We start from the raw sequence: 21,868 nt of genomic DNA, 5'->3' as shown, positions 1-21,868 counted from the left end.
TACGCGGACTATTTTGCGCTGAGGTCGAGATGAAAGACGTCGTTATCGTAGGTGCTGTCCGGACGCCCATTGGCTGTTTTCAGGGGGCGTTAGCCCGCCATTCCGCCGTGGAACTGGGTAGCCTTGTGATCCATGCATTGGTAGAGCGCAGCGGTATTTCCGCTGCGGTTATCGATGAGGTGATTATTGGTCAGGTACTGACGGCGGGAACGGGGCAAAACCCGGCGCGCCAGTCGGCTATCAAAGGCGGTCTGCCAAATACCGTTTCGGCCATTACCATTAACGACGTCTGCGGTTCCGGTTTGAAAGCGCTTCATCTGGCCACCCAGGCTATTCAGTGTGGCGAAGCGGATGTGGTTATCGCCGGTGGGCAGGAAAATATGAGCCGCGCACCGCACGTATTAACCGACAGTCGTACCGGCGCACAGCTCGGTAACAGCCAACTGATTGATAGCCTGGTCCACGATGGTCTGTGGGATGCGTTTAATGACTACCATATGGGCGTGACGGCGGAAAACCTGGCGCGCGAATATGGTATCAGCCGCGAACAGCAGGATGCCTGGGCGCTGAGTTCGCAGCATAAAGCCCGCAAGGCAATTGATTCAGGGCGCTTTCGCGATGAGATCGTTCCGGTCACCAATTCATTGCCGGGCGGCGTGGCGCAGGTAGTGGATACCGATGAACAGCCGCAAACCGATGCCAGCGCAGAGGCGTTGGCGCGACTGGTGCCTTCTTTTGAGAGTGCGGGCTCGGTCACTGCCGGTAACGCCTCTTCTATTAATGATGGCGCGGCGGCGGTGTTGATGATGAGCGAAAGCAAAGCGCTGGAGCTCGGGTTGCCGATCCTTGCCCGCATCCGGGCGTTTGCCAGCGTCGGGGTTGATCCCGCGTTAATGGGCATCGCTCCCGTCTATGCCACTCGCCGCTGCCTCGAACGCGCGGGTTGGCAGCTAAGCGATGTCGACCTGATTGAAGCGAATGAAGCCTTTGCGGCGCAGGCCATTTCAGTTGGCAGAATGCTGGAATGGAATGAGCAGAAGGTGAATGTGAACGGCGGGGCGATCGCATTGGGGCATCCTATTGGCGCTTCCGGCTGCCGTATTCTGGTTTCACTGGTGCACGAGATGGTGAAGCGAGATGCCCGTAAAGGGCTTGCGACGCTGTGCATCGGCGGCGGGCAGGGCGTGGCGCTCGCGGTGGAGCGGGACAGTCAGTAATTCTGCATTTTTTCCTCTTCAAATTCCTCAAATAAGAAAGGCCTCATTAGAGGCCTTTCTCGTTTTTATCTCCTGATTTCAGAGAATAGAAATGGGGCTATGTCTGGTTCGAACTTTGTAACTCTAAGTTTGATTGTATCAACGGCCCTGGTTGGTATTTCATTAAAGATTAGCCTGATTATCAATTAATAATAAATTATTACGCATTGAACAAATAACGTGCGTTATTTGTTTTGCGGTAACTCATTGTTATTTATGGTAAATATAAAATGATCATATTTTCTTGAATAATTAATTGTGATCTAAGTTCTATTTTTTCGTACTTAACGCTTATTTTTGTTGAGCTTTGTCACGTCCTCTTTGTGCCGGATTTTATGAAACAAATAATTACGATCTTGATCACTAAAATACAAATCCGAAAAAAATAAAATCCAATTCCATAATAAAGAAACATTATTTCAATTGAGGGATGGCAAATGCTTAAGAAAACTCTGGCCCTGGCTATATTATCCGGTATGTCTTTCGCTGCTTCGGCAGTCACCGTTGACTTACGTCATGAATATATCGACAGTGGCTCCAACGCAGACCGTGTTGCGGTTTCACACCGTTTTGATAATGGTCTTGGTTTTGGCGTCGAAGCGAAGTGGAAGACGGGCGGTGATACTGATAAACAGGATCGTCCATTTAACGAAATCGTCGGTAACGGTCACGAAGAATCGATTAACTGGCGCTGGAAGGCTACCGATAATATTGCTCTGACCCCAGGTTTTAATATTGAAAGTAAAGATAGCTCCTCCATTTACAAACCGTATCTGCATGCGCAATACAGCTTTGATAACGGCTTCTATGTGGCTGCTCGCTATCGTTATGAATATACCCGCGTACCGGCGACTTCGAGCAACGGCGGTGGTGTGGACGATAAAGTGAATAAAGTGGATACCTGGGTGGGTTGGGCAATGGGTGACTGGCGTGCGGAGCTGAACTATGTTTATGCGCGCAGTACTATTGCCGACGATCAGCATAAGAGCCTGTACCGTAATAACAACAAGCCTTACAGCACCGAATACAACGCCAAGCTGGCTTACAAGTGGGATAAAAACTGGTCCCCATACTTTGAAGTGGGCAATGTGGGCGTGAAATCAACCGACGAACGTCAGACCCGTCTGCGTGTTGGTGTCGCTTACTCCTTCTAAATAAATTCGGACCCTCATCCGTTTTCCCCCCGGAGCTTTTGGCCGGGGGTTTTCGTTTTTATGCCCCCCGTAAATATCTTTATCTGCTGGTTGTTATTTGGGCTTCATACGGTGCCCCTCACCCTAACCCTCTCCCCAGAGGGGCGAGGGGATCCATAATGCCCCGGTGTTAATGCGGATCTCAAATAGGATAATGGCACATTGCGCGCCCTTTCCCTTTTAAGCTAAAGAGCTTGGCTGAGGGTTCAACTCGGCGCGGCAATATCTCTTCATCCCAACCCTTTCTCTAAAAGGGGGAGGAGACGGATAGTGACTCAGTGTGAAAAAGGATTTCAGACAGCAATACGGTATCGCGGGCAAAAAAAGGCCCTCCGAAAGGAGGGCAAGGCCAGTTACAGAAACACAAAACTCAGAATTACTTATGCTTTCACTAATACACGCTCGGCTGGCAGTTTGGCGATATACAGCGCCGGTTTGCCATCTTTGTCAGAGCTAAACAGCACCGCGCTATCGTCCGGGGTAAAGGATGGATGCGGGTGAGTTACCTGACGGCTGTTTTGTACCGTTGCCCACGAGGTGTCGTGGCGGGCAACGCGGAAGTAAGCCTGTTTGGCAACGTCGAATGCATACAGATACGGGTCGTTATCGATGGTGTAGCCGCTGGTATCTTTCACATCAACCGGCGTACCGGAGCCGTCGCCGACCAGCAGGGTGCCATCGAAGTTGCTCATTAGGTGAGAGCAGGCTGGCATCTGCATCAGCGCTTCGTTGACGTTGGTATCCGGGTTGAAACGATAAATGGTACGCCCCTGTTTGCCTTTCAGGTAAGAGACATACACCAGCGCGGAACCATTCGGGACCCAGAATTCGTGGGTGCAGCTTTCGCCTTCGGCGTGCTCTTTCACTTTACGCACGTTGCTGCCATCTTCGTTGACCAGCCACATACGCGCATCCACCAGGTCGTGCGGACCTTCATGACAGAAGGCAACGGTGTTGTCATCAAACGGACGGTAGATTGGGTGGCCGAGCCAGTTTTTCTCTTCATGGATCACCGCGCTTGCGCCGGTTTTCAGATCGACACGCAGCAGACGGCAGTGCGGGCCTTTATGGAAGAAATCGTGGAACAACTGCCAATCGTTCAGCGGCGTCCAGTCGCTTTTGGCGATCTCGATACCTACCAATTTTGTGCAATCGCTGTTAGAAACCCAGGTACCGTAACCAACCCACTCCTCTGGAACGCGGTAAACTTCACGCTCAACCAGAGTTTTCAGGTTCACTTCCAGCAGGGTACGGTCGTTCTTAACGTAGTAGAGGGATTTGTCGTCCGGAGACAGGAAGCCACCAAAGGTATTGTCGCCAGCGCCTTCGGTTAGCTGGACGGCTTCGGCATTCGCCACATCCAGTAAATAGTAGTTCCAATGACCATCGAACTCACCGGCGAATAACAGATGGCTGCCATCGTTAAAGAAGCACTTCTGATAGAAGTAGTTACGATGACACGTTACTTCCGGTGGAGTTAAGCGGGTGACTTCCGCGCCAGTGTCCGGGTCGCGGCTGACCTCATAATTCAATTTTACCCGCATGCCTTTAGCCATGATGCTCTCCTTATACTCCAGCGGTCGCGGGGTCTATCTTCCTCGCTGGCCGATGTGGATGTTATTTTAAAAATATGGTGTTAATTTATCAAAACGACGTTTCATTGTTTGTGATGCCTGACGCACTTTATACGAAAAATCAGCATTTCTGCTACTTTTTTTGACGAGTCATCCCGCCGCTTGTCAAGTCCGCCTTCATTTTTACGCCAGTATTTACCCATTTCGGGTCCGTTTTCAAAGAAACATGTAACTGGATGAATAATAGTGTTTTTTAGTTTGTCACAGTGGCGTGCAATAACATATTCGTGATCCCATTTGCATTTTTGGCATTAATTCACAGAAAAAATGAAACGATGTTTTATTTGTAATTGAAAACCCATTTCATCAGAGATAAGATGTGTACATAAACAAAGTGGAATAGAGTTTCGTTCTGCTAAATAGGATCAAACCACATTTTCCTGGAGGTTAAGGTGGAAGTAAGACAGAGCATTCACAGCGCGCATGCCAAGACGCTGGATACGCAAGGACTTCGTGACGAGTTTTTAGTTGAACAGGTTTTTGTCGCGGATGAGTACACCATGGTTTACAGCCATATCGACCGTATTATCGTCGGCGGCATTATGCCAGTCGCGAAAACGGTATCGGTGGGCGGTGAAGTGGGCAAACAGCTTGGCGTTAGCTTCTTCCTGGAGCGCCGCGAGCTGGGCGTAATCAACATTGGCGGCGCCGGTACGATTACCGTTGACGGTCAGTGCTATGAAATCGGTCATCGCGACGCGCTGTATGTAGGTAAAGGCGCAAAAGAAGTGGTCTTCGCCAGCGTAGATGCGGCAAAACCGGCGAAGTTTTACTACAACTGCGCACCGGCTCACACCACTTACCCAACGAAAAAAGTCACACCAGCTGACGTTTCACCGGTCACTCTGGGGGATAACCTCACCAGTAACCGTCGTACCATCAATAAATATTTTGTTCCTGATGTGCTGGAAACCTGTCAGCTCAGCATGGGCCTGACCGAACTGGCGCCGGGCAACCTGTGGAATACCATGCCGTGCCATACCCATGAGCGTCGCATGGAAGTCTACTTCTATTTCAATATGGATGAAGACAGCTGCGTGTTCCACATGATGGGGCAGCCGCAGGAAACGCGTCATGTGGTGATGCACAATGAGCAGGCGGTGATTTCACCAAGCTGGTCAATCCATTCAGGCGTAGGTACTAAGGCGTATACCTTCATCTGGGGAATGGTAGGTGAGAACCAGGTCTTTGATGACATGGATCATGTTGCAGTGAAGGATCTGCGCTAGTCGCGGACAGCATTAGATTAACAATGCCTGTTCGGTACAGGCGCTAACAACAAGGAATATAAAATGATTTTGGATTCATTCTCTCTGCAAGGTAAAGTTGCCGTCGTGACCGGTTGTGATACCGGTCTGGGTCAGGGTATGGCGCTGGGTCTGGCGGAAGCTGGCTGCGACATCGTGGGTATCAACATCGTTGAGCCAACTGAAACCATCGAACGCGTCACCGCACTGGGCCGCCGTTTCCTGAGCCTGACCGCTGACCTGCGTCAGATTGATGGTATCCCGGCGCTGCTGGAGCGCGCGGTGGCTGAATTCGGCCATATCGATATTCTGGTCAACAACGCCGGTCTGATTCGTCGCGAAGACGCTATCGACTTCAGCGAAAAAGACTGGGACGACGTCATGAACCTGAACATCAAGAGCGTGTTCTTCATGTCCCAGGCTGCGGCTAAGCACTTCATTGCGCAGGGTAAAGGCGGCAAAATCATCAACATCGCGTCTATGCTCTCCTTCCAGGGCGGCATCCGCGTTCCGTCTTACACCGCATCAAAAAGCGGCGTAATGGGCGTAACCCGTCTGATGGCAAACGAGTGGGCGAAACACGGTATCAACGTGAACGCGATTGCACCGGGTTACATGGCCACCAACAACACTCAGCAGCTGCGTGCTGACGAAGAGCGTAGCGCGGCTATTCTCGACCGTATCCCGGTGGGCCGTTGGGGTCTGCCAAGCGACCTGATGGGGCCGATTGTGTTCCTGGCTTCTCCGGCATCTGACTACATCAACGGTTATACCGTTGCCGTAGACGGCGGCTGGCTGGCTCGCTAAGTTTTCGATTTTTTCGTCAAAAACCTGCTTCGGCAGGTTTTTTTGTCTCTGCAAATCGAGCATTACTGTATGCGGCTGTATGTAAAATATCCATATCACTATATTCGGATAATCCATGCTGATACATCCGCTATGAAATAGTAACGCTGGTTTAATAGGGTGTATAAACGACGTGCAACATATTTTTCTACCATCTTAAATTCAAACGTCCATCACAAAACGATATCTCGCAGCAATAAAATCCATATTATTAACTTGTCCTCCCTGACACCTTCGCCCTGCAATCCCTTACTTTCATGACACGTCTTACTTTGCCAGGCAGGAAAAAATGACTTCAATCAGTAACGATCCTAGGTTAATGCTACGTACCCAGCGTGATACCCGGCGTATGAACCAGTTTGTATCGATCGCCGCCGCGGTGGCCGGGCTGCTTTTTGGTCTTGATATTGGCGTGATTGCGGGTGCGCTGCCCTTTATCACCGATCATTTTATGTTATCCAGCCGCCAGCAGGAGTGGGTAGTGAGCAGTATGATGCTCGGCGCGGCGATTGGTGCGTTATTCAACGGTTGGCTCTCTTTCCGCCTGGGGCGTAAATACAGCCTGATGGTTGGCGCGATTCTCTTCGTCGCCGGTTCTTTTGGTTCCGCGTTTGCCACTAGCGTTGAAATGTTGCTAGTCGCGAGGGTTATCCTGGGTGTGGCGGTGGGTATCGCCTCTTATACCGCGCCGCTGTATCTGTCCGAAATGGCGAGTGAAAACGTCCGTGGGAAGATGATCAGCATGTATCAGTTGATGGTCACGCTGGGAATTGTGATGGCGTTTCTCTCCGATACCGCGTTTAGCTATAGCGGTAACTGGCGGGCGATGTTGGGCGTGCTGGCGCTGCCGGCGGTGCTGTTGATTATTCTGGTGATTTTCTTACCGAACAGCCCGCGTTGGCTGGCTGAAAAAGGCCGCCATGTTGAGGCCGAAGAAGTGCTGCGTATGCTGCGCGACACGTCAGAAAAAGCGCGCGATGAGCTCAACGAGATTCGTGAAAGCCTGAAGCTCAAACAGGGCGGTTGGGCGCTGTTCAAAATTAATCGCAACGTGCGACGGGCGGTGTTCCTCGGGATGCTTTTGCAGGCCATGCAGCAGTTTACCGGGATGAATATCATCATGTATTACGCGCCGCGCATCTTCAAAATGGCGGGCTTTACCACCACCGAACAGCAGATGATCGCCACGTTGGTGGTTGGCCTGACCTTTATGTTCGCCACCTTTATCGCCGTGTTTACCGTCGATAAAGCCGGGCGTAAACCGGCGCTGAAAATTGGTTTCACCATTATGGCGCTGGGGACGCTGGTGCTGGGCTACTGCCTGATGCAGTTTGATAACGGCACGGCCTCCAACGGTCTGTCCTGGCTGTCGGTGGGGATGACAATGATGTGTATCGCCGGTTATGCGATGAGCGCGGCGCCGGTGGTGTGGATCCTGTGTTCGGAGATCCAGCCGTTGAAATGCCGTGACTTCGGCATCACCTGCTCGACGACCACCAACTGGGTGTCGAATATGATAATCGGTGCGACCTTCCTGACGCTGCTGGATTCCATCGGCGCAGCGGGGACGTTCTGGCTGTACACGGCGCTGAACGTGGCGTTCATCGGCGTCACCTTCTGGCTGATTCCTGAGACCAAAGGGGTCACGCTGGAACATATTGAGCGCAAGCTGATGAAAGGGGAAAAACTGCGGGACATCGGCGTGTGATGTATTCCCGGCGGCGCTGCGCTTGGCCGGGCTACGATATTATCCTGTATTCCCGGCGGCGCTGCGCCTGGCCGGGCTACGATATTATTCTGTATTCCCGGTGGCGCTGCGCTTGACCGGGCTACGTTATCATCCTGTATTCCCGGCGGCGCTGCGCCTGGCCGGGCTATGTTATCATCCTGTATTCCCGGCGGCGCTGCGCTTGGCCGGGCTACGATATCATCCTGTATTCCGGGTGGCGCTGTGCCTGGCCGGGCTACGATATTATCCTGTATTCCCGGCGGCGCTGCGCCTGGACGGGCTACGATATCATCCTGTATTCCCGGCGGCGCTGCGCCTGGCCGGGCTACGATATTATTCTGTATTGCCGGCGGCGCTGCGCCTGGCCGGGCTACGATATTATTCTGTAGACCGGCCAAGCATAGCGCCGCCGGGAGGCTCCAGGTCTACACCTTCGCTAAATACAGCGCCGGCATGCCCTCAACGTCTGAGGTATACAGCACCCACTCGCCGTCCGGAGTGAATGATGGATGCGGGTGAGTGACCTGGCGGTCGCCGTCCAATACTTTCCAGCTACTGTTATGCTGGCAAATCGCTTTCTTAGCGCCGGTTTGCAAATCAAAGACCCAGATAAACGGGTCATTCAGACTGATATCGCCGGTGTTGTGCGGTGAACCATCGCCAACCACCAGGGAGCCGTCATGGTTGCTCATCAGGTGGGAGCAGGGCGGTATTTCCATCAGTAGGCGGTTTTCCAGCGTGAGCGGTGAGGCGCTGTAGAGGTAACGGTGCGGACTGTTTTCTTCGTGAGCGACGTAGTACAGCGCGGAACCATCCGGCACCCAGAATTCATGGGTAAAACTCTCTCCGGTCTGGTGCTGGCGCACGCAGCGCAGGTTGTTGCCATCGGCATCGATAAGCCACATGCGGGCATCAATCGCATCGCGTGGTCCTTCATGGCAAAACGCCACTGTATTGTCGTCGAATGGACGGTAGATAGGATGCCCGAGCCAGCGTTTCTCCTGCAAAATAGTCCGCTGTTCGCCGGTTTTCAGGTCAATATTGATTAAGCGGCATTCTGGCTCGGTAAAATAGAAGGCGCGGAATTTCGACCAATCGGTCAGCGGCTGCCAGTCGCTCTTTTTAATCTCGATACCGACAAGCTGCGTGCAGTCGGAGTTGGCGACCCACGTGCCATAAGCGACCCACTCATCGTCTACTTCATACACCACGTATTCTTCCAGCGTCGATAGATCAACGCGTCTTAGCTGGCGGGTGTCTTTGACGTACCACAGTGACTGGTCGTCATCGGAAAGGAAGCCGCCGAAGGTATTATCCCCCGGGCCATCGGTCAACTGAGTAGCCTGTTGGGCGGCAATATCCAGTAAATAGTAGTTCCAGTGCCCCTCGAACGCGCCGCCAAAAATCAGCTTGCCGCCGTCGCGGGTAAAGCATTTTTGGTAGAAGTAGTTACGGTGGCAAATAATGTGCGGTGGCGTCATCCGGATCACCTCATGACCGGTTTCGCTGTCTTTCTGATGGCGGAAATTCAGCGGGATGATTTTGCCTTTCATGTGCTCTCTCCTTAAATAAAAAAATACCCCGCAACCGGAAGTTGCAGGGTATTAACGCATTTATAGCGATTAGCGCATTGCGCGTTTCAGGATACGTTCACCCTGGCGCTGGAAGTCAGCGGCCGCTTCTTCCACGGTTTTCTGGCCGTAGTCGATGTACTGCAGAGTGGTACCGAACTGAGCAACGATCTGCGGATCGTCAAAGTACGGAGACACGCTCAGCTTCGCTGGCAGAGACTGCGCCAGACGCAGACCGGCTACTGATGGATCGTTTTCTTTCAGAATGCCGTTTTCGGTCAGGTATTTCACCGCAACTTTGCTCAGCGGCACGCCGCGCTCAAGCCCTAAGGTATCCACACCTTCTTTGCTGTTCAGCAGGAAGTTAATGACCTTTGCAGCCGCTTCAGGGTTTTTGGTGGATTTACCGATAGAGAGCATCTGTGCCGGTTTGAAGAACAGGCCCGCATCCGTTGCGCCCGCCAGCATTGGGTAGCTACCCAGTTCCAGCTTGGCTGGTGGCTTCAGGTTGTCGGAGTACTTGTTAATGGTGGAGTTCCACATGTAGGTACCGCCCCATTCACCCTGAATCCACGGCTTCATTTCATACATGTTGCTCTTACCAAATGACGCATAGTATTTGGTGTCCGGCATCACGTGGCTGTCGACCAGCTTTTTGTACATCTGGAAGAACTCAACCCACTGCTCTTTGCTGTAGGAGAATTTTTTCGATTGCGGGTCGATAGCTGGGATATTGTACTTCTGCGTCATATAGGAATTCAGCAGCGCCAGGGTATCCTGGTGCTCCAGAACTACCGGATAGTACTGTTTACCCAGTTTGCTTTCGAAGGTTTTACCTGCCGCCATCAACTCATCCCAGGTTTTCGGGTAAGTGACGCCCGCTTGTTTCCAGGTTTCATCGTTGAAGTAGAACACGCGTGCGGTCACGGAGATTGGAATCCCGTTCAGCTTGCCGTTCACCGTGGTGGACTGCAGTTCTTTGGCATCAAACTGGCTTAAGTCGATAACGTCCTTCATTTTGTTCAGGTCGTAAAAACCGTCGCCGTTTTTAGAGAAAATTGGCAGCCAGTTCCAGTTAGTCTGCATTACGTCAGGCTCTGTGCCGCCTGCAATCTGGGTGGTCAGACGGGACAGGTGGCCGTCCCAGCCGGTGTACTCTGCTTTGACGTTAATATCCGGGTTCTGCTTATGGAACTCTTCCAGCGCCTTCAACGTCACCTGGTGGCGACCGTTACCGCCCCACCAGGACATGCGAAGGTCGACATCCTTTGCCATCGATGGGAGGGCCGTGAGGCCCAGGGTGGCGGAGATTGCTGCGCTTAAAAGCACTTTTTTCATTTTATGACTCCAGATTAGAGAGAGAGGTTCTGTTCAGTTTTAGCGTCAAAGATATGACATTTATCCATGTCAAACTTAAAGTACACCTTACGATGAAGCCCCTTATCAATCATTGGCTTAGCTTCATCTGAAGGGATTCGTGCCGTCAGTTCGTAGTTTGCTACTTTCAGGTAAACGAAGAATTCGTGGCCCATGTTTTCAACGCGAACCATTTCACCGCTGCAGCCGCCTTCCGCGAATGGCTCGTCGGAGAGCGAGACGAATTCCGGACGAATGCCGTAGAACACTTCTTCGTTTTCATGACCGGTCAGTTTCTGGTGCAGGCTGTCGCACAGCGGCATGAATTCATCACCGATGCTGAGGTTCAGACGGCCTTCTTTGTTCACCAGTTTACTGGAGCGAATATTCATTTCCGGGGCGCCGATAAAGCCCGCCACGAACATGTTTTTCGGTTTGTGGTACAGGTTATCCGGGGTATCAACCTGCATGATATGACCCAGCTTCATCACGCAGATACGGTCGCCCATGGTCATCGCTTCGGTCTGATCGTGGGTAACGTATACGGTGGTGGCCGGCTTGCCGGATTTCTTCAACTGCTTGTGCAGGTCGGAAATACGGATACGCATGGAAGCACGCAGCTTGGCGTCCAGGTTAGACAGCGGTTCATCGAACAGGAACACGTCCGGCTTTTTCACAATCGCACGGCCTACCGCCACACGCTGCGCCTGGCCACCGGAAAGCTGGCGCGGCAGGCGTTCCAGCAGTTCTTCCAGCTCAAGGATTTTCGCTGCTTCGTTTACCTGGGCGTCGATCTGCGCTTTCGGCATTTTGCTCAGCTTCAGGCCGAACGCGAGGTTTTCACGGACGGTCATGTGCGGGTACAGCGCATAGTTCTGGAACACCATCGCGATGCCACGCTCTTTCGGTGCGAGGTTGTTGACTATCTTCTCGCCGATACGTACTTCACCGCCGCTGATGGTTTCCAGACCGGCCAGCATACGGAGGGTGGTGGATTTGGCGCAGCCGGATGGCCCGACAATCACCATGAATTCCCCTTCTGCAATTTTCAGGTCGATACCATGTACCGCTTTGAAGCCGTTGGAGTACACTTTTTCCAGTTTGTTGAAAATAACTTCAGCCATGATATATCCCTCTTAACCTTTAATTCCGCTGCTGGTAACGCCCTGTACGAAGTAGCGCTGCGCCAGGAAGAACACAATGATAGATGGCAGAATGGAGATGCTCGCCATTGCCAGAATTTCGTTCCACGGCGCCCCTTCGGTGACGTCGATGGACATTTTCAGTGCCAGTGCAATCGGATACTTATCAACGCTATAGACGTAGATCAGCGGGCCGATAAAGTCGTTCATGGACCACATGAACTGGAACAGGGCGACGGAGATAATCGCCGGCTTCAGAATCGGTACCACCACATACCACAGCACCTGGATGGAGTTACAGCCGTCAATCTGCGCTGCTTCTTCCATGTCACGCGGTACGCCGCGCAGGAACTGAATCAGCATGAAGACGAAGAACCCTTGCGTGGCAAATGCCAGCGGCAGGTACAGCGGCATGTAGCTGTTGAGCATGCCCATTTCACGGAACATCAGGTACTGAGGAATCAGCAGTACGGTGCTCGGCAGCAACATGGTGGTGATAAGCGTTGCGAACCAGAATTTCTTCCATGGAATCTCGAAGCGGGCAAAGCCGTACGCCACGATAGTGGATGAGATAATGGTCAGAATCACTTTCGGGATCACATACTTAAAGGTGTTCAGCATGTAATGACCGAAGGTGTACTCGGTACCGGTTTTCCAGCCGTTGATGAAACCATCCCAGGTTGCATGCGCAGGCCACAGGCCCAGCGTGGTGAAGATCTCGTGGTTCGGTTTGAACGACGCCGAGAACATCCACGCCAGCGGATAAAGCATTAACAGACCGACGAACAGCAGGATGACGTAACGAATCCAGGCGTTGATCTTTTCGCGTCTAAGGGTACGGGCAACCTCACGTTCAGCGATGCTTCTTGCTTCTGAGATTTGTTGGATATCAGCCATTTTTGCCTCCCTTATCGGCGGAGTAGAACACCCAGTATTTTGAAGACTTAAAGGCGATGCCGGCAAAGACCGCAACGACCAGGAACAGAACCCACGCCAGCGCTGCGCCATAACCCATATCGAAGTACTTGAATGCGGTGTCGTAGATGTACAGCGAGAACAGGTACGTAGAGTAGGTTGGGCCACCGCCGGTTATGACGTACGGTCCAGTAAACTCCTGGAATGCCTGGGTGGTCTGCATGATGAAGTTGAAGAAGATAACCGGCGTAATCAACGGCACGGTGACTTTCATAAACATCTGCCATTTGGATGCGCCATCAATCATTGCCGCTTCGTACTGAGACTGAGGTACGTTTTGCAGCGCGGCGAGGAAGATGACCATCGCGGAACCGAACTGCCAAACGCGCAGCAGGGTAACGGACATCAGCGCCAATGACGGTTCGCCCAACCAGTTAACCGGGTCAAAACCTAATACGCCGATGAAGCTGTTCAGCAGGCCATCGATGGCGAAGAGAGCACGCCAAAGTACCGCGATAGCCACTGAGCTACCGAGGATAGATGGGATATAGTAAGCAGTACGGAAGAAGCCAATACCGCGTAATTTAAAGTTAAGAACAAACGCAATCCCTAAAGCAAATGCCAGTTTTAATGGGATTGTCAAAAATACGTAGGCGAACGTCACGCCCATGGATTTCCAGAAGAGAGAATCTTCTGTCAGCATGTAGCGATAGTTCTCAATGCCGTTAAATACCGGCGGACTCATCAAGTCATACTCAGTAAAACTGAGGAAGAAAGATGAAACGAATGGGAAGGCCGTAAAGATTATCAACCCGATTATATAGGGCGAAATCCAGGCCAATCCCAGCATTCTGTTTTCATTCATACATACCTACCTGGCAAACAAGTGTGTCAAACGGATTGGGTGTCTGTTACATCCCTCGCGCCATCTGGCGCCAGGGGCATTAAAGTGTTAGCTTGGTGTCAGTCATGAAGCCTTCCCTGTAAGTAGATGTAATATAAAAATTTAAACGCTATCCTTTGGTCGGTGTTGTTGCGTTTTAAAATCTCATGCTTTGTCACAATCATTTTATAAAACACCGTTTTAAATTTATTTTATTGCGATTTATTTCTGCGTCATTCGATTAATCATGAAAGTGTGATCGAAGTCGAAACGATGTTTCATTATAGTGACGGCGATGGCGTTTTTGCCCATCTGGCGGCGGTTGGCGGGGCATCTGGTATGGAAGTTGACAGACGTTAAGATCTCTAAATAACGATATAATTGATTATTTAAATGATTAACTAGCTAATCTTTATAGGCGTGAAAATATAAAGCCTCAGCGAAACTGCTGAGGCTTTGCTCACAACTTATGGATTATTTCAGAAACATCAAGAATGAGCGTTTTGGCACCAACGATAAGCTATTTCTAGTTTTTTATCGTATTGGTTACGCAAATATTCAGGACCGTTGTAGAGTCTGGCAAAGGCTGCCCAATCCCGTTTTTGCAAATAAAGCTGTAGATTATTGGCGACCAGAAACTGGCAAAACGCGTCTAGTTGTTTGTGGCAACTGTGATGTTGTGCAGCCACAAAATCGTCGACAGTACGAAAACCGCAGAGCACATGGTGGAATCCCATAATCTGGAATGCTCCCCATGATGTAGAGCAATATGCGGCCTCGCGATGAATACTCAGGGCAATGGCTAGTCGCTCGTACTCTTTCTCTCCGCCTTGATAGTGCTGTTTCGTCCATTTCTGATAAATAATGGAGGGAAAGTCAGCGGCCAGTATTTCCGGTTGATAATGCCGTTTTGCTAGCTCACGCCAGAAAATATGCCCCTCGAACAGAATTTTTGGCCGCCCAGAAGAAAGAAAACCGCTGCCAGACGATTCAACGTTACAGACTGCCTGAAGTGCGCAGGGTTCGATATTTATTTGAGCTGCAGCGGCAACGATCTCCTGCCAACTCAAGGTCTGGAGTGCTAGTGGAGTACTGTCTTCCATGTTCATATCAACCCCCCATTAGTCTGTAGCACGATTACTGCGTGGGGACATTTGCAGGGCGTCCCGGTTATAGGTGCTGTTGTAATCATCAAGCATGATCTGGAAGTTTTTAATGAAGTCCAGAATGGAGATGTAGTCACTGTTGCCAGAGCGAACTTCGCTGAGAGTTACGCTCTCGTCCGCAGGTGTGGCTTCCAGGTAATAGCCCAGGATTTGTGGGCTGGTGAAGCGTACGGTGACGCTGTTGGCAGAAGAGGTCGCGCATGAATTACTGCGTGAGGAGCTGGATGAAGACGATGAGTTGCCACCAAAAATAAAGAAGCCACCGCCGCTTGAGGAGTGATCTTCAACGCTTTGGGCAAAGCTGTTCGACATTGATGTGTCAGATGAGAATTTGATGGTGACGTCGCGGGCAATGATAAATGCGACCGGGAAGCACGGGAACGCACAATCGTTCATCGCATCAAAACGCTCTTTCTGGAACGGTTTGCCTTTTGAATTTGGTGAGATTTTCTTGCTGGAGGTGTTGTACATATCTTTGGTGAGCAGGAATACACCGGGGTTAAACCACTCCCTGCCAATGCCTACTTTGGCAATCGACATTCCTATCTGAATTTTGATATTGCTGGTTTCTGATTGACTGCTGTCGACAGACTCCCTGTGCGACCTACTGCTGCTGTAACCTCCGAAGAAGAAGGACGAATGGCTTGAGGACGCGGAGGCCGAAGTGGCGTTGCTAGAGCTTTGTCTGACTGACGCCATCGTTGATTCGATAAGGACCTGGGCGAAGCGGTCAGGCACGACGTTCGGCGTGACGTCGCTGCCATCTTTGGGCTTGCTGGCCTGCTGCATTACCGTAGACAGGCCAATCTGTTGCCGTACGTCGGCAATATCACTCTCCGTTCGGGCAAGCTGCGTTTGCAGCGGTAAAAGCATTTGCTTGTACTGCAGCAGATTTTTCTGTTGAAAATACTCTAACGCCCGGTCCGTCGCGTTTTGAGCTGCGGCGATTAAATCATCTTGCGCCTTCATACACCGGCTGGCGTTGCCAGCTAATGCAGTAATGATATTTTTTGCCTTGTCCGGATCGATGTTAAGGAGCCTTGAGGTGGTACCCACGAGAGCGGTACTTTTATCCTTATCATTGGAGCGGCCAATAATATCGACAACCAGCTTCAGGGTGTCGCTTGTGATGTCGCTATAGACCTTAGCTACTGCATCCTTAGCCTCTTGAAGCGCTTTCTCCGCGTTTTCCTGCTTAGCTTTGAGATCGGTCAGCATCGCGGGGTCGGGAAGAATATTGAGGAAGGAATCAATCGTCATGGCTAAATTACTGCGCTGTACCATCAGTACGGAGAGCTGCTGTGCCAGTGCCGTAGGGCTTTCCAACAGGTCGATTGGGGTAAAAGAGGTATCCAGCAGGTTGAACCAATTTTCTGGGTATAGAGTAACCGGATAAACATAGCCTCCGTCGGGGTTGAGCTTTTGTACGTTGGCGAGCGTCTGCCGAGCCTCGGCAATTTCGCGCCCCGCGCCGCTGTCGAGGATCCCGGTGATGATTTCCATATCGCCTGGTGAGAATACGTTCAGGACTTTGCCCAGTTTCTCCTGTACCTTCAGCAACTGAGACTCGGCGGTGGTTTCATACCAGTCGAGGTAGTCGTTTTGTTTATGGCGATTGCTGTCCTTGGTTTCTCCCGGATACTTTGCGTCCAGCTCTATTTTTTTCTCGAGTTGGACTTTGGCCCAGACCTGCTTGGCATCAACGTAGTCGCCATAAAGCCGATAGAAGACCTGTTGTAGCGTGAATCCGGTAGTTAACCCCTCACCAAAATTATACGGGTAGGGGGTCATCAGAACTTTCCGCAGCCTGGATTTCGCATCAAACAGCTTGCCGTTAAGCTGTGGTGTCAGCATATCCAGTGCGCTTTTATACTGAGTTTGCAGATGGCGGCCATTGTCGGAGCCGGTCATCTTACAGGCATCAAATAGCCGGTTGACCAGTTTTGATTCATTGGCTTCCACTAATGGTGGTTTGGGCTGATTATTTTCAATATCGTAACTGTAGAGATTTTTATCAATTTGCATGCCTGGGAGGCTCATGCAGAAAAATTGATTCGGGTTATTTCCGCCGATGACCGAGGTGACTTTTTCATAAAGTTGATCGGCAAAGCTGGGTAAGGTTTCGGCATTATCTAATGCTGCATTGAATTTGGGTTCGGTTTCGGTGATAGAAATTTGGTTAGCAGTAAAAGAAACTTGTTGGGTTGATTCATTAATGTTTGGTTGTGGATTGTCTGGGCGTTCTTCATTAGCCATAAATAGTACTCCTCGGTAAATAGTGAATGTTAATTATTTTCTGGAATTTGAATTATCGTCTAACAAAAAACTAAATCATCACAATGCCTATTGGGGTTAAATTGCTGCAGTGACGCATGAGATCGCCTGGCGAAACGAACATATTATTGTTTTCTTGCAGTGCAGTTAATGGATTAAAGAATTTGGTCGCTGTATCAATATTTAATAATGCTGCATGCGCTGAGGAAAAATGGTAAATAGCTTCTGCCAGCGCGTCGGTCATCGCAGATGTTGGCTGGGAGGCATCCTCCATGAACGATTTATACAGGGCTTCGCACAATACTTCATCGCTCGCGGTTTCGGGCATGGCGGCAGCTAAATCCTGCTGCGTAAAGATCGGTTGTCTCTGTGTTGTCCAGTTGATAGCTTTCTCCAGCAGCGTCTCTCCGATTGCCGAGTCTAGCTGTACGGCATGGCGGAACTGCAACCGGAAGTTGTTGCCTGCGTCGTCAAAACACTGGGCAACAAACTGCGAACACACCATCGGATGCTTACCTGGAGTCTGATGTTGTTGAATATAATGGTTTAGCGTTGCGGTGAGTTTTTCGAGAATCCGAATAATTATTTGCTGTTTCCGGCTAGTCATTGAGAATTTCTTATACATCAATAATAACCCGACCATATATAAGCCTGGGTTATCATACGGCTCGTTATTATTGAGGTGGCGTTGTGCTGCGGCAATAACAGGGTTAAGTGATGCTTCCGTGGTGTGGCGATATACGTGAATTGTACGCCCCTTAAAACGGCGCTCTGCGGGGTTTAAAGAAACCTGTGGCGGCGTTTCCTCAATAATTGTCGCTGGCATAGCGTTGAAATAGATGGCTGCATGACTTACCGGCGCATCTGTGAGGAACGTAATTGCCCAGGAAATAAAGCTCTTTTTTTCAGGTGAAAATAACAATACGTCTGCTGGGAACAACTCATTGATCGAAAGCCTTTTCATCTTTTGTCCTTGTATACTTAACGAATCTACTAGTGCGAGTGATTAACAGAATATCGCTATTTATTTTATCGGAACTGTGATGAAAATCTGATTTAGAACTCATCTGAAGAGATGGATATTTAAAGCTAATCTGATATAGATCTGGGGAATAATACGAGGGAAGAATAGCCGCTTTGATCAAGAAAAGCGGCTGGGTAGTAAAACATTATGCTTTCAGGAAATCCTGGCGAACCGGGGTGAAGGTATCCAGCAGGGTTCCTGCCTTCAGACACACGCAGCCGTGCATGATGTTCGGCTGTTTATACAGGGTATCACCTGCGCCGACGACGTGTTTCTCATCGCCGATGGTGAATTCAAATTCCCCGGACAACACGTAGGTCAGCTGCTCGTGCGGGTGATTGTGCATTGGGCCAATAGCGCCTGCTTCGAAGTTAACTTCGACCGCCATCATTTTGCCATCATGGGCGAGAATACGACGGGTAACTCCATTGCCCAGATCTTCAAGGGTGGTTTCTTTATGAAAAATAAACATCCGGCAGTCCTGTTGTTTGTTGAAACGGTGTTTCATTAAATTTATCTCAGAAACCAACAAAAAGAAATCTCTACCCGCAGATGTGGAAAGTTGATCACAACTTTGGTTCACTGGAGGGACGACAACGAACAAGGACAAGAGCATGAAAACGATCGGCCTGTTGGGTGGCATGAGCTGGGAATCCACCATTCCGTATTACCGCTTGATAAACGAAGGGGTGAAGCAGCAATTGGGCGGCCTGCACTCGGCGAAAATTCTGCTGCACAGCGTCGATTTCCATGAAATTGAAGCCTGTCAGTCGCGTGGAGACTGGAAGCTGGCGGGAGACATTCTGGCGCAGGCAGCGCTCGGCCTACAGCAAGCCGGGGCGGAAGGGATTGTGCTGTGCACCAACACCATGCATAAAGTGGCCGACGCCATTGAAACCGCCTGCGATGTGCCGTTCTTGCATATTGCCGATGCGACGGGCCGCGCCATTAGCCAGCACAATATGAGCAACGTGGCGCTGCTGGGTACGCGCTACACCATGGAGCAGGATTTCTACCGTGGACGGCTACAGGAAGAATTTGGCATTAGCACGCTGATCCCAGAAGCCGCTGACCGCCAGCGGATTAACCAGATAATTTTTGACGAGCTGTGCCTGGGCGAATTTAGCGATGCATCACGCGATTACTACCTCAGCGTCATTGAGCGGCTGGCGCAGCAGGGCGCGCAGGGCGTTATCTTCGGCTGTACCGAAATTGGCCTGCTGGTTCCGGTTGAGATGAGCCCGCTGCCGGTATTTGATACTGCCGCTATTCACGCGGCGGATGCGGTGGCGTTCATGCTCTCTTAACCGAATTAAGCACCGCATCAAGCGGCTCGGTAATTCGCGCGAGGTTTTGCTGCAGATGGGCGCTAAAGGTTTCGATTAGCGCGGAGGTTGGCCGATGCAGCGGGCGCACCAGGCTGACGGTGAAGGGGACATCAATGCTGAAACGGCGAATGACGACCCCGCTGTTCACGTAGTCGAGCGCGGTCAGCGGGTTGACTATCGAAATCCCGAAGCCCGCTTTCACCATCGCGCAAATAGAGGCCGCGCTGTGGGTTTCGACCACCATTCGTCGCTTGACCTGATGCTCATTAAAGAGCGCATCCAGCAGCTGACGGTAGCTGTCGGTGCGCGACAGGCTAATGTAATTCTCGCCTTGAAAATCGGCGGGCGACAGTACCGCTTTGTCCGCCAGCGGATGCGTGGATGGCAGTACGCAGACTTCGTTGAGGGTTAACAGCGGCATTCGCTCGGTTCCGGCGGGCGTGTGCATTGTCTCCGTCAGCCCCAGATCGTGGCGCTGTGCCGACAGCCACTCTTCCAGTAGCGGCGACTCCTGCGGCACTATCTGGATATTAACCTGCGGGTAGCGTGCCAGAAACGGTTGGAGCAGGGGCGGTAAAAAAGATTGTGAAAACACCGGCAGGCAGACGATCGACAGCTCGCCCTGACGAAACTCGCGCAGGCTTTCTGCGGCGCTCACGATGCGGTCAAGGCCGTACCACGAGCGCTGGACCTCTTCAAATAATCGCAGCCCCTGTACGGTCGGATGCAAACGCCCACGGCTACGCTCAAATAGCTTCAATCCCAGCACCTGCTCAAAGCGCGCCAGCTCGCGGCTGACGGTCGGCTGCGAGGTATTGAGCAACCGTGCGGCTTCCGTCAGGTTGCCCGCCGTCATCACGGCGTGAAAGATTTCGATATGGCGCAGGTTAACGGCGGGCATCAGCGTTCCTTAAATCAACAAGTCCATATCATTTTTGCATAGACTCGCGATAAAACGATATTTTTTATTCTCTTTCGGCTGTGGCGTAATCATAAAAAATGATAACCGGAGTTCGCTATGCCACGCCCGCTCAACAACACCGATACTGACCTGACCGCCGACAACCTGCTGCGCCTGCCTGCCGAATTTGGCTGCCCGGTGTGGGTCTACGACGCGCAGATTATTCGCGCGCAGATTGCCAAGCTGAATCAGTTTGACGTTATCCGTTTCGCCCAGAAAGCCTGCTCGAATATTCATATTCTGCGGCTGATGCGCGAGCAGGGTGTGAAGGTGGACTCGGTATCGTTAGGCGAGATTGAACGTGCGCTCGCAGCGGGCTATGTGCCGGGTAAAGATGAGATAGTCTTTACCGCCGATATGATTGATGGCGCAACGCTCACAAGAGTGCATGAACTGCAGATCCCGGTGAATGCCGGTTCGGTGGATATGCTGGAACAACTGGGCCAGGTTTCACCGGGCCATCGCGTATGGCTGCGGGTGAATCCTGGCTTTGGCCACGGGCACAGCCAAAAAACCAACACCGGCGGTGAGAATAGCAAGCACGGCATCTGGTATAGCGACCTGCCGGCGGCGCTGGAAGTTATCCAGCGCTATCAGCTGAAGCTGGTCGGGATTCATATGCATATCGGCTCCGGCGTGGATTACGGTCATCTGGAACAGGTCTGCGGCGCGATGGTGCGTCAGGTGGTGGAATTCGGCCAGGATCTGGAAGCTATCTCGGCGGGCGGCGGGTTATCGATCCCATATCGTGAAGGGGAAGAGTCGATCAACACCGATCACTACTTCGGTCTGTGGAACAGCGCGCGTGAGCAGATAGCCAAACACCTGGGGCACCCGGTAAAGCTGGAAATCGAACCTGGGCGTTTCCTGGTGGCGGAAGCGGGTGTGCTGGTGGCGCAGGTACGTAGCGTTAAAGAGATGGGCAGCCGTCACTTTGTGTTGATCGACGCCGGTTTTAACGATTTGATGCGTCCGGCGATGTACGGTAGCTATCACCATATCTCGGCGCTGGCGGGCGATGGACGTTCTCTGGAACACGTCCCGCAGATGGAAACGGTCGTCGCTGGCCCGCTGTGCGAATCAGGTGATGTATTCACCCAGCAGGAGGGCGGTAAAGTGGAAACGCGCCTGCTGCCTGCGGTGGTGCCGGGCGATTATCTGGTCCTGCATGATACCGGCGCCTACGGTGCGTCAATGTCGTCGAACTACAATAGCCGTCCACTGCTGCCGGAAGTGCTGTTTGATAACGGCGTGGCGAGACTGATTCGCCGTCGCCAGACTATTGAAGAGCTGTTAGCGTTGGAATTAATCTAAAGAAAGGTTCCCGGGTGCGCGTCGCAAGC

At 51.5% G+C, this 21,868-nt stretch carries 18 protein-coding genes; 7 read left to right on the top strand and 11 right to left on the bottom strand.

Going from position 1 to position 21,868, the window contains the following annotated elements; translation table 11 throughout:
- Positions 1 to 29 precede the first annotated feature (29 nt).
- Both ABOC97_RS10945 and ABOC97_RS10940 read left to right on the top strand, forming a co-directional pair.
- A complete protein-coding gene (locus tag ABOC97_RS10945) occupies positions 30 to 1,217 on the top strand; it encodes an acetyl-CoA C-acetyltransferase (RefSeq protein ID WP_349597417.1) in 1,188 nt (395 codons plus the stop codon).
- A 476-nt stretch (positions 1,218 to 1,693) separates the two neighbouring features.
- Positions 1,694 to 2,410, top strand: coding sequence for an oligogalacturonate-specific porin KdgM family protein (locus tag ABOC97_RS10940; protein ID WP_349597414.1), 717 nt, complete (start codon positions 1,694 to 1,696; stop codon positions 2,408 to 2,410).
- A gap of 419 nt (positions 2,411 to 2,829) precedes the next feature.
- Here ABOC97_RS10940 and ABOC97_RS10935 read toward each other — a convergent pair whose 3' ends face one another.
- Positions 2,830 to 4,005, bottom strand: a complete 1,176-nt coding sequence (locus ABOC97_RS10935) for an oligogalacturonate lyase family protein (protein ID WP_349597411.1) — start codon at positions 4,003 to 4,005, stop codon at positions 2,830 to 2,832.
- 470 nt (positions 4,006 to 4,475) lie between these two features.
- Here ABOC97_RS10935 and kduI point away from each other — a divergent pair, with 470 nt between their 5' ends.
- From kduI to araE, 3 genes are all read left to right on the top strand, one after another.
- Positions 4,476 to 5,312, top strand: a complete 837-nt coding sequence (gene kduI / locus ABOC97_RS10930) for a 5-dehydro-4-deoxy-D-glucuronate isomerase (RefSeq protein ID WP_234503894.1) — start codon at positions 4,476 to 4,478, stop codon at positions 5,310 to 5,312.
- Positions 5,313 to 5,375: 63 nt separating this feature from the next.
- Positions 5,376 to 6,137 (top strand): 2-dehydro-3-deoxy-D-gluconate 5-dehydrogenase KduD, encoded by a 762-nt coding sequence (kduD, locus tag ABOC97_RS10925; RefSeq protein WP_349597407.1) that lies wholly within the window; start codon positions 5,376 to 5,378, stop codon positions 6,135 to 6,137.
- Between the two features lie 328 nt (positions 6,138 to 6,465).
- Positions 6,466 to 7,884: an arabinose-proton symporter AraE gene (gene araE / locus ABOC97_RS10920; RefSeq protein ID WP_349597404.1), complete on the top strand. Its 1,419-nt coding sequence runs from the start codon at positions 6,466 to 6,468 to the stop codon at positions 7,882 to 7,884.
- 446 nt (positions 7,885 to 8,330) lie between these two features.
- On the opposite strand, the gene ABOC97_RS10915 is transcribed toward araE, so the two are convergent.
- The 9 genes from ABOC97_RS10915 to ABOC97_RS10875 form a co-directional block, all read right to left on the bottom strand.
- Positions 8,331 to 9,458 (bottom strand): oligogalacturonate lyase family protein, encoded by a 1,128-nt coding sequence (locus tag ABOC97_RS10915; RefSeq protein WP_349597401.1) that lies wholly within the window; start codon positions 9,456 to 9,458, stop codon positions 8,331 to 8,333.
- A 69-nt stretch (positions 9,459 to 9,527) separates the two neighbouring features.
- Positions 9,528 to 10,814, bottom strand: a complete 1,287-nt coding sequence (locus ABOC97_RS10910; protein WP_349597398.1) for an ABC transporter substrate-binding protein — start codon at positions 10,812 to 10,814, stop codon at positions 9,528 to 9,530.
- A 14-nt stretch (positions 10,815 to 10,828) separates the two neighbouring features.
- On the bottom strand, positions 10,829 to 11,956 hold the full coding sequence (locus tag ABOC97_RS10905; protein WP_349597396.1) for an ABC transporter ATP-binding protein: 1,128 nt from the start codon (positions 11,954 to 11,956) through the stop codon (positions 10,829 to 10,831).
- Between the two features lie 12 nt (positions 11,957 to 11,968).
- On the bottom strand, positions 11,969 to 12,871 hold the full coding sequence (locus tag ABOC97_RS10900) for a carbohydrate ABC transporter permease (protein WP_349597393.1): 903 nt from the start codon (positions 12,869 to 12,871) through the stop codon (positions 11,969 to 11,971).
- Positions 12,864 to 13,754 carry a carbohydrate ABC transporter permease gene (locus ABOC97_RS10895; protein ID WP_052282047.1) on the bottom strand — a complete coding sequence of 297 codons (891 nt, stop codon included), beginning with the start codon at positions 13,752 to 13,754 and terminating at the stop codon, positions 12,864 to 12,866. Before ABOC97_RS10895 ends, ABOC97_RS10900 begins: the two co-directional genes overlap by 8 nt.
- Positions 13,755 to 14,260: 506 nt before the next feature.
- Positions 14,261 to 14,881: an N-acetylmuramidase family protein gene (locus tag ABOC97_RS10890; protein WP_349597390.1), complete on the bottom strand. Its 621-nt coding sequence runs from the start codon at positions 14,879 to 14,881 to the stop codon at positions 14,261 to 14,263.
- Positions 14,882 to 14,893: 12 nt separating this feature from the next.
- Positions 14,894 to 17,194 (bottom strand): hypothetical protein, encoded by a 2,301-nt coding sequence (locus ABOC97_RS10885; protein WP_349597387.1) that lies wholly within the window; start codon positions 17,192 to 17,194, stop codon positions 14,894 to 14,896.
- Positions 17,195 to 17,264: 70 nt separating this feature from the next.
- Positions 17,265 to 18,176: a hypothetical protein gene (locus tag ABOC97_RS10880; protein WP_349597384.1), complete on the bottom strand. Its 912-nt coding sequence runs from the start codon at positions 18,174 to 18,176 to the stop codon at positions 17,265 to 17,267.
- Between the two features lie 205 nt (positions 18,177 to 18,381).
- Complete coding sequence (locus ABOC97_RS10875; RefSeq protein ID WP_061283110.1) at positions 18,382 to 18,708, bottom strand: cupin domain-containing protein; 327 nt, start codon at positions 18,706 to 18,708, stop codon at positions 18,382 to 18,384.
- Between the two features lie 142 nt (positions 18,709 to 18,850).
- Between ABOC97_RS10875 and ABOC97_RS10870 the strand changes: the two genes are divergently transcribed.
- Positions 18,851 to 19,543 carry an aspartate/glutamate racemase gene (locus tag ABOC97_RS10870; RefSeq protein WP_349597381.1) on the top strand — a complete coding sequence of 231 codons (693 nt, stop codon included), beginning with the start codon at positions 18,851 to 18,853 and terminating at the stop codon, positions 19,541 to 19,543.
- Here the strand turns inward: ABOC97_RS10870 and ABOC97_RS10865 are convergent.
- A complete protein-coding gene (locus tag ABOC97_RS10865; RefSeq protein WP_349597378.1) occupies positions 19,530 to 20,465 on the bottom strand; it encodes a LysR family transcriptional regulator in 936 nt (311 codons plus the stop codon). The two genes, ABOC97_RS10870 and ABOC97_RS10865, sit on opposite strands and share 14 nt — an antisense overlap.
- Before the next feature lie 117 nt (positions 20,466 to 20,582).
- Here ABOC97_RS10865 and lysA point away from each other — a divergent pair, with 117 nt between their 5' ends.
- Positions 20,583 to 21,839 carry a diaminopimelate decarboxylase gene (lysA, locus tag ABOC97_RS10860; protein WP_349597375.1) on the top strand — a complete coding sequence of 419 codons (1,257 nt, stop codon included), beginning with the start codon at positions 20,583 to 20,585 and terminating at the stop codon, positions 21,837 to 21,839.
- Positions 21,840 to 21,868 lie beyond the last annotated feature (29 nt).

It is taken from the genome of Kluyvera huaxiensis, assembly GCF_040149365.1.
GTDB classification, from domain to species: Bacteria; Pseudomonadota; Gammaproteobacteria; order Enterobacterales; family Enterobacteriaceae; genus Kluyvera; species Kluyvera intermedia_A.
This window is presented reverse-complemented; position numbering and strand designations above follow the sequence as displayed.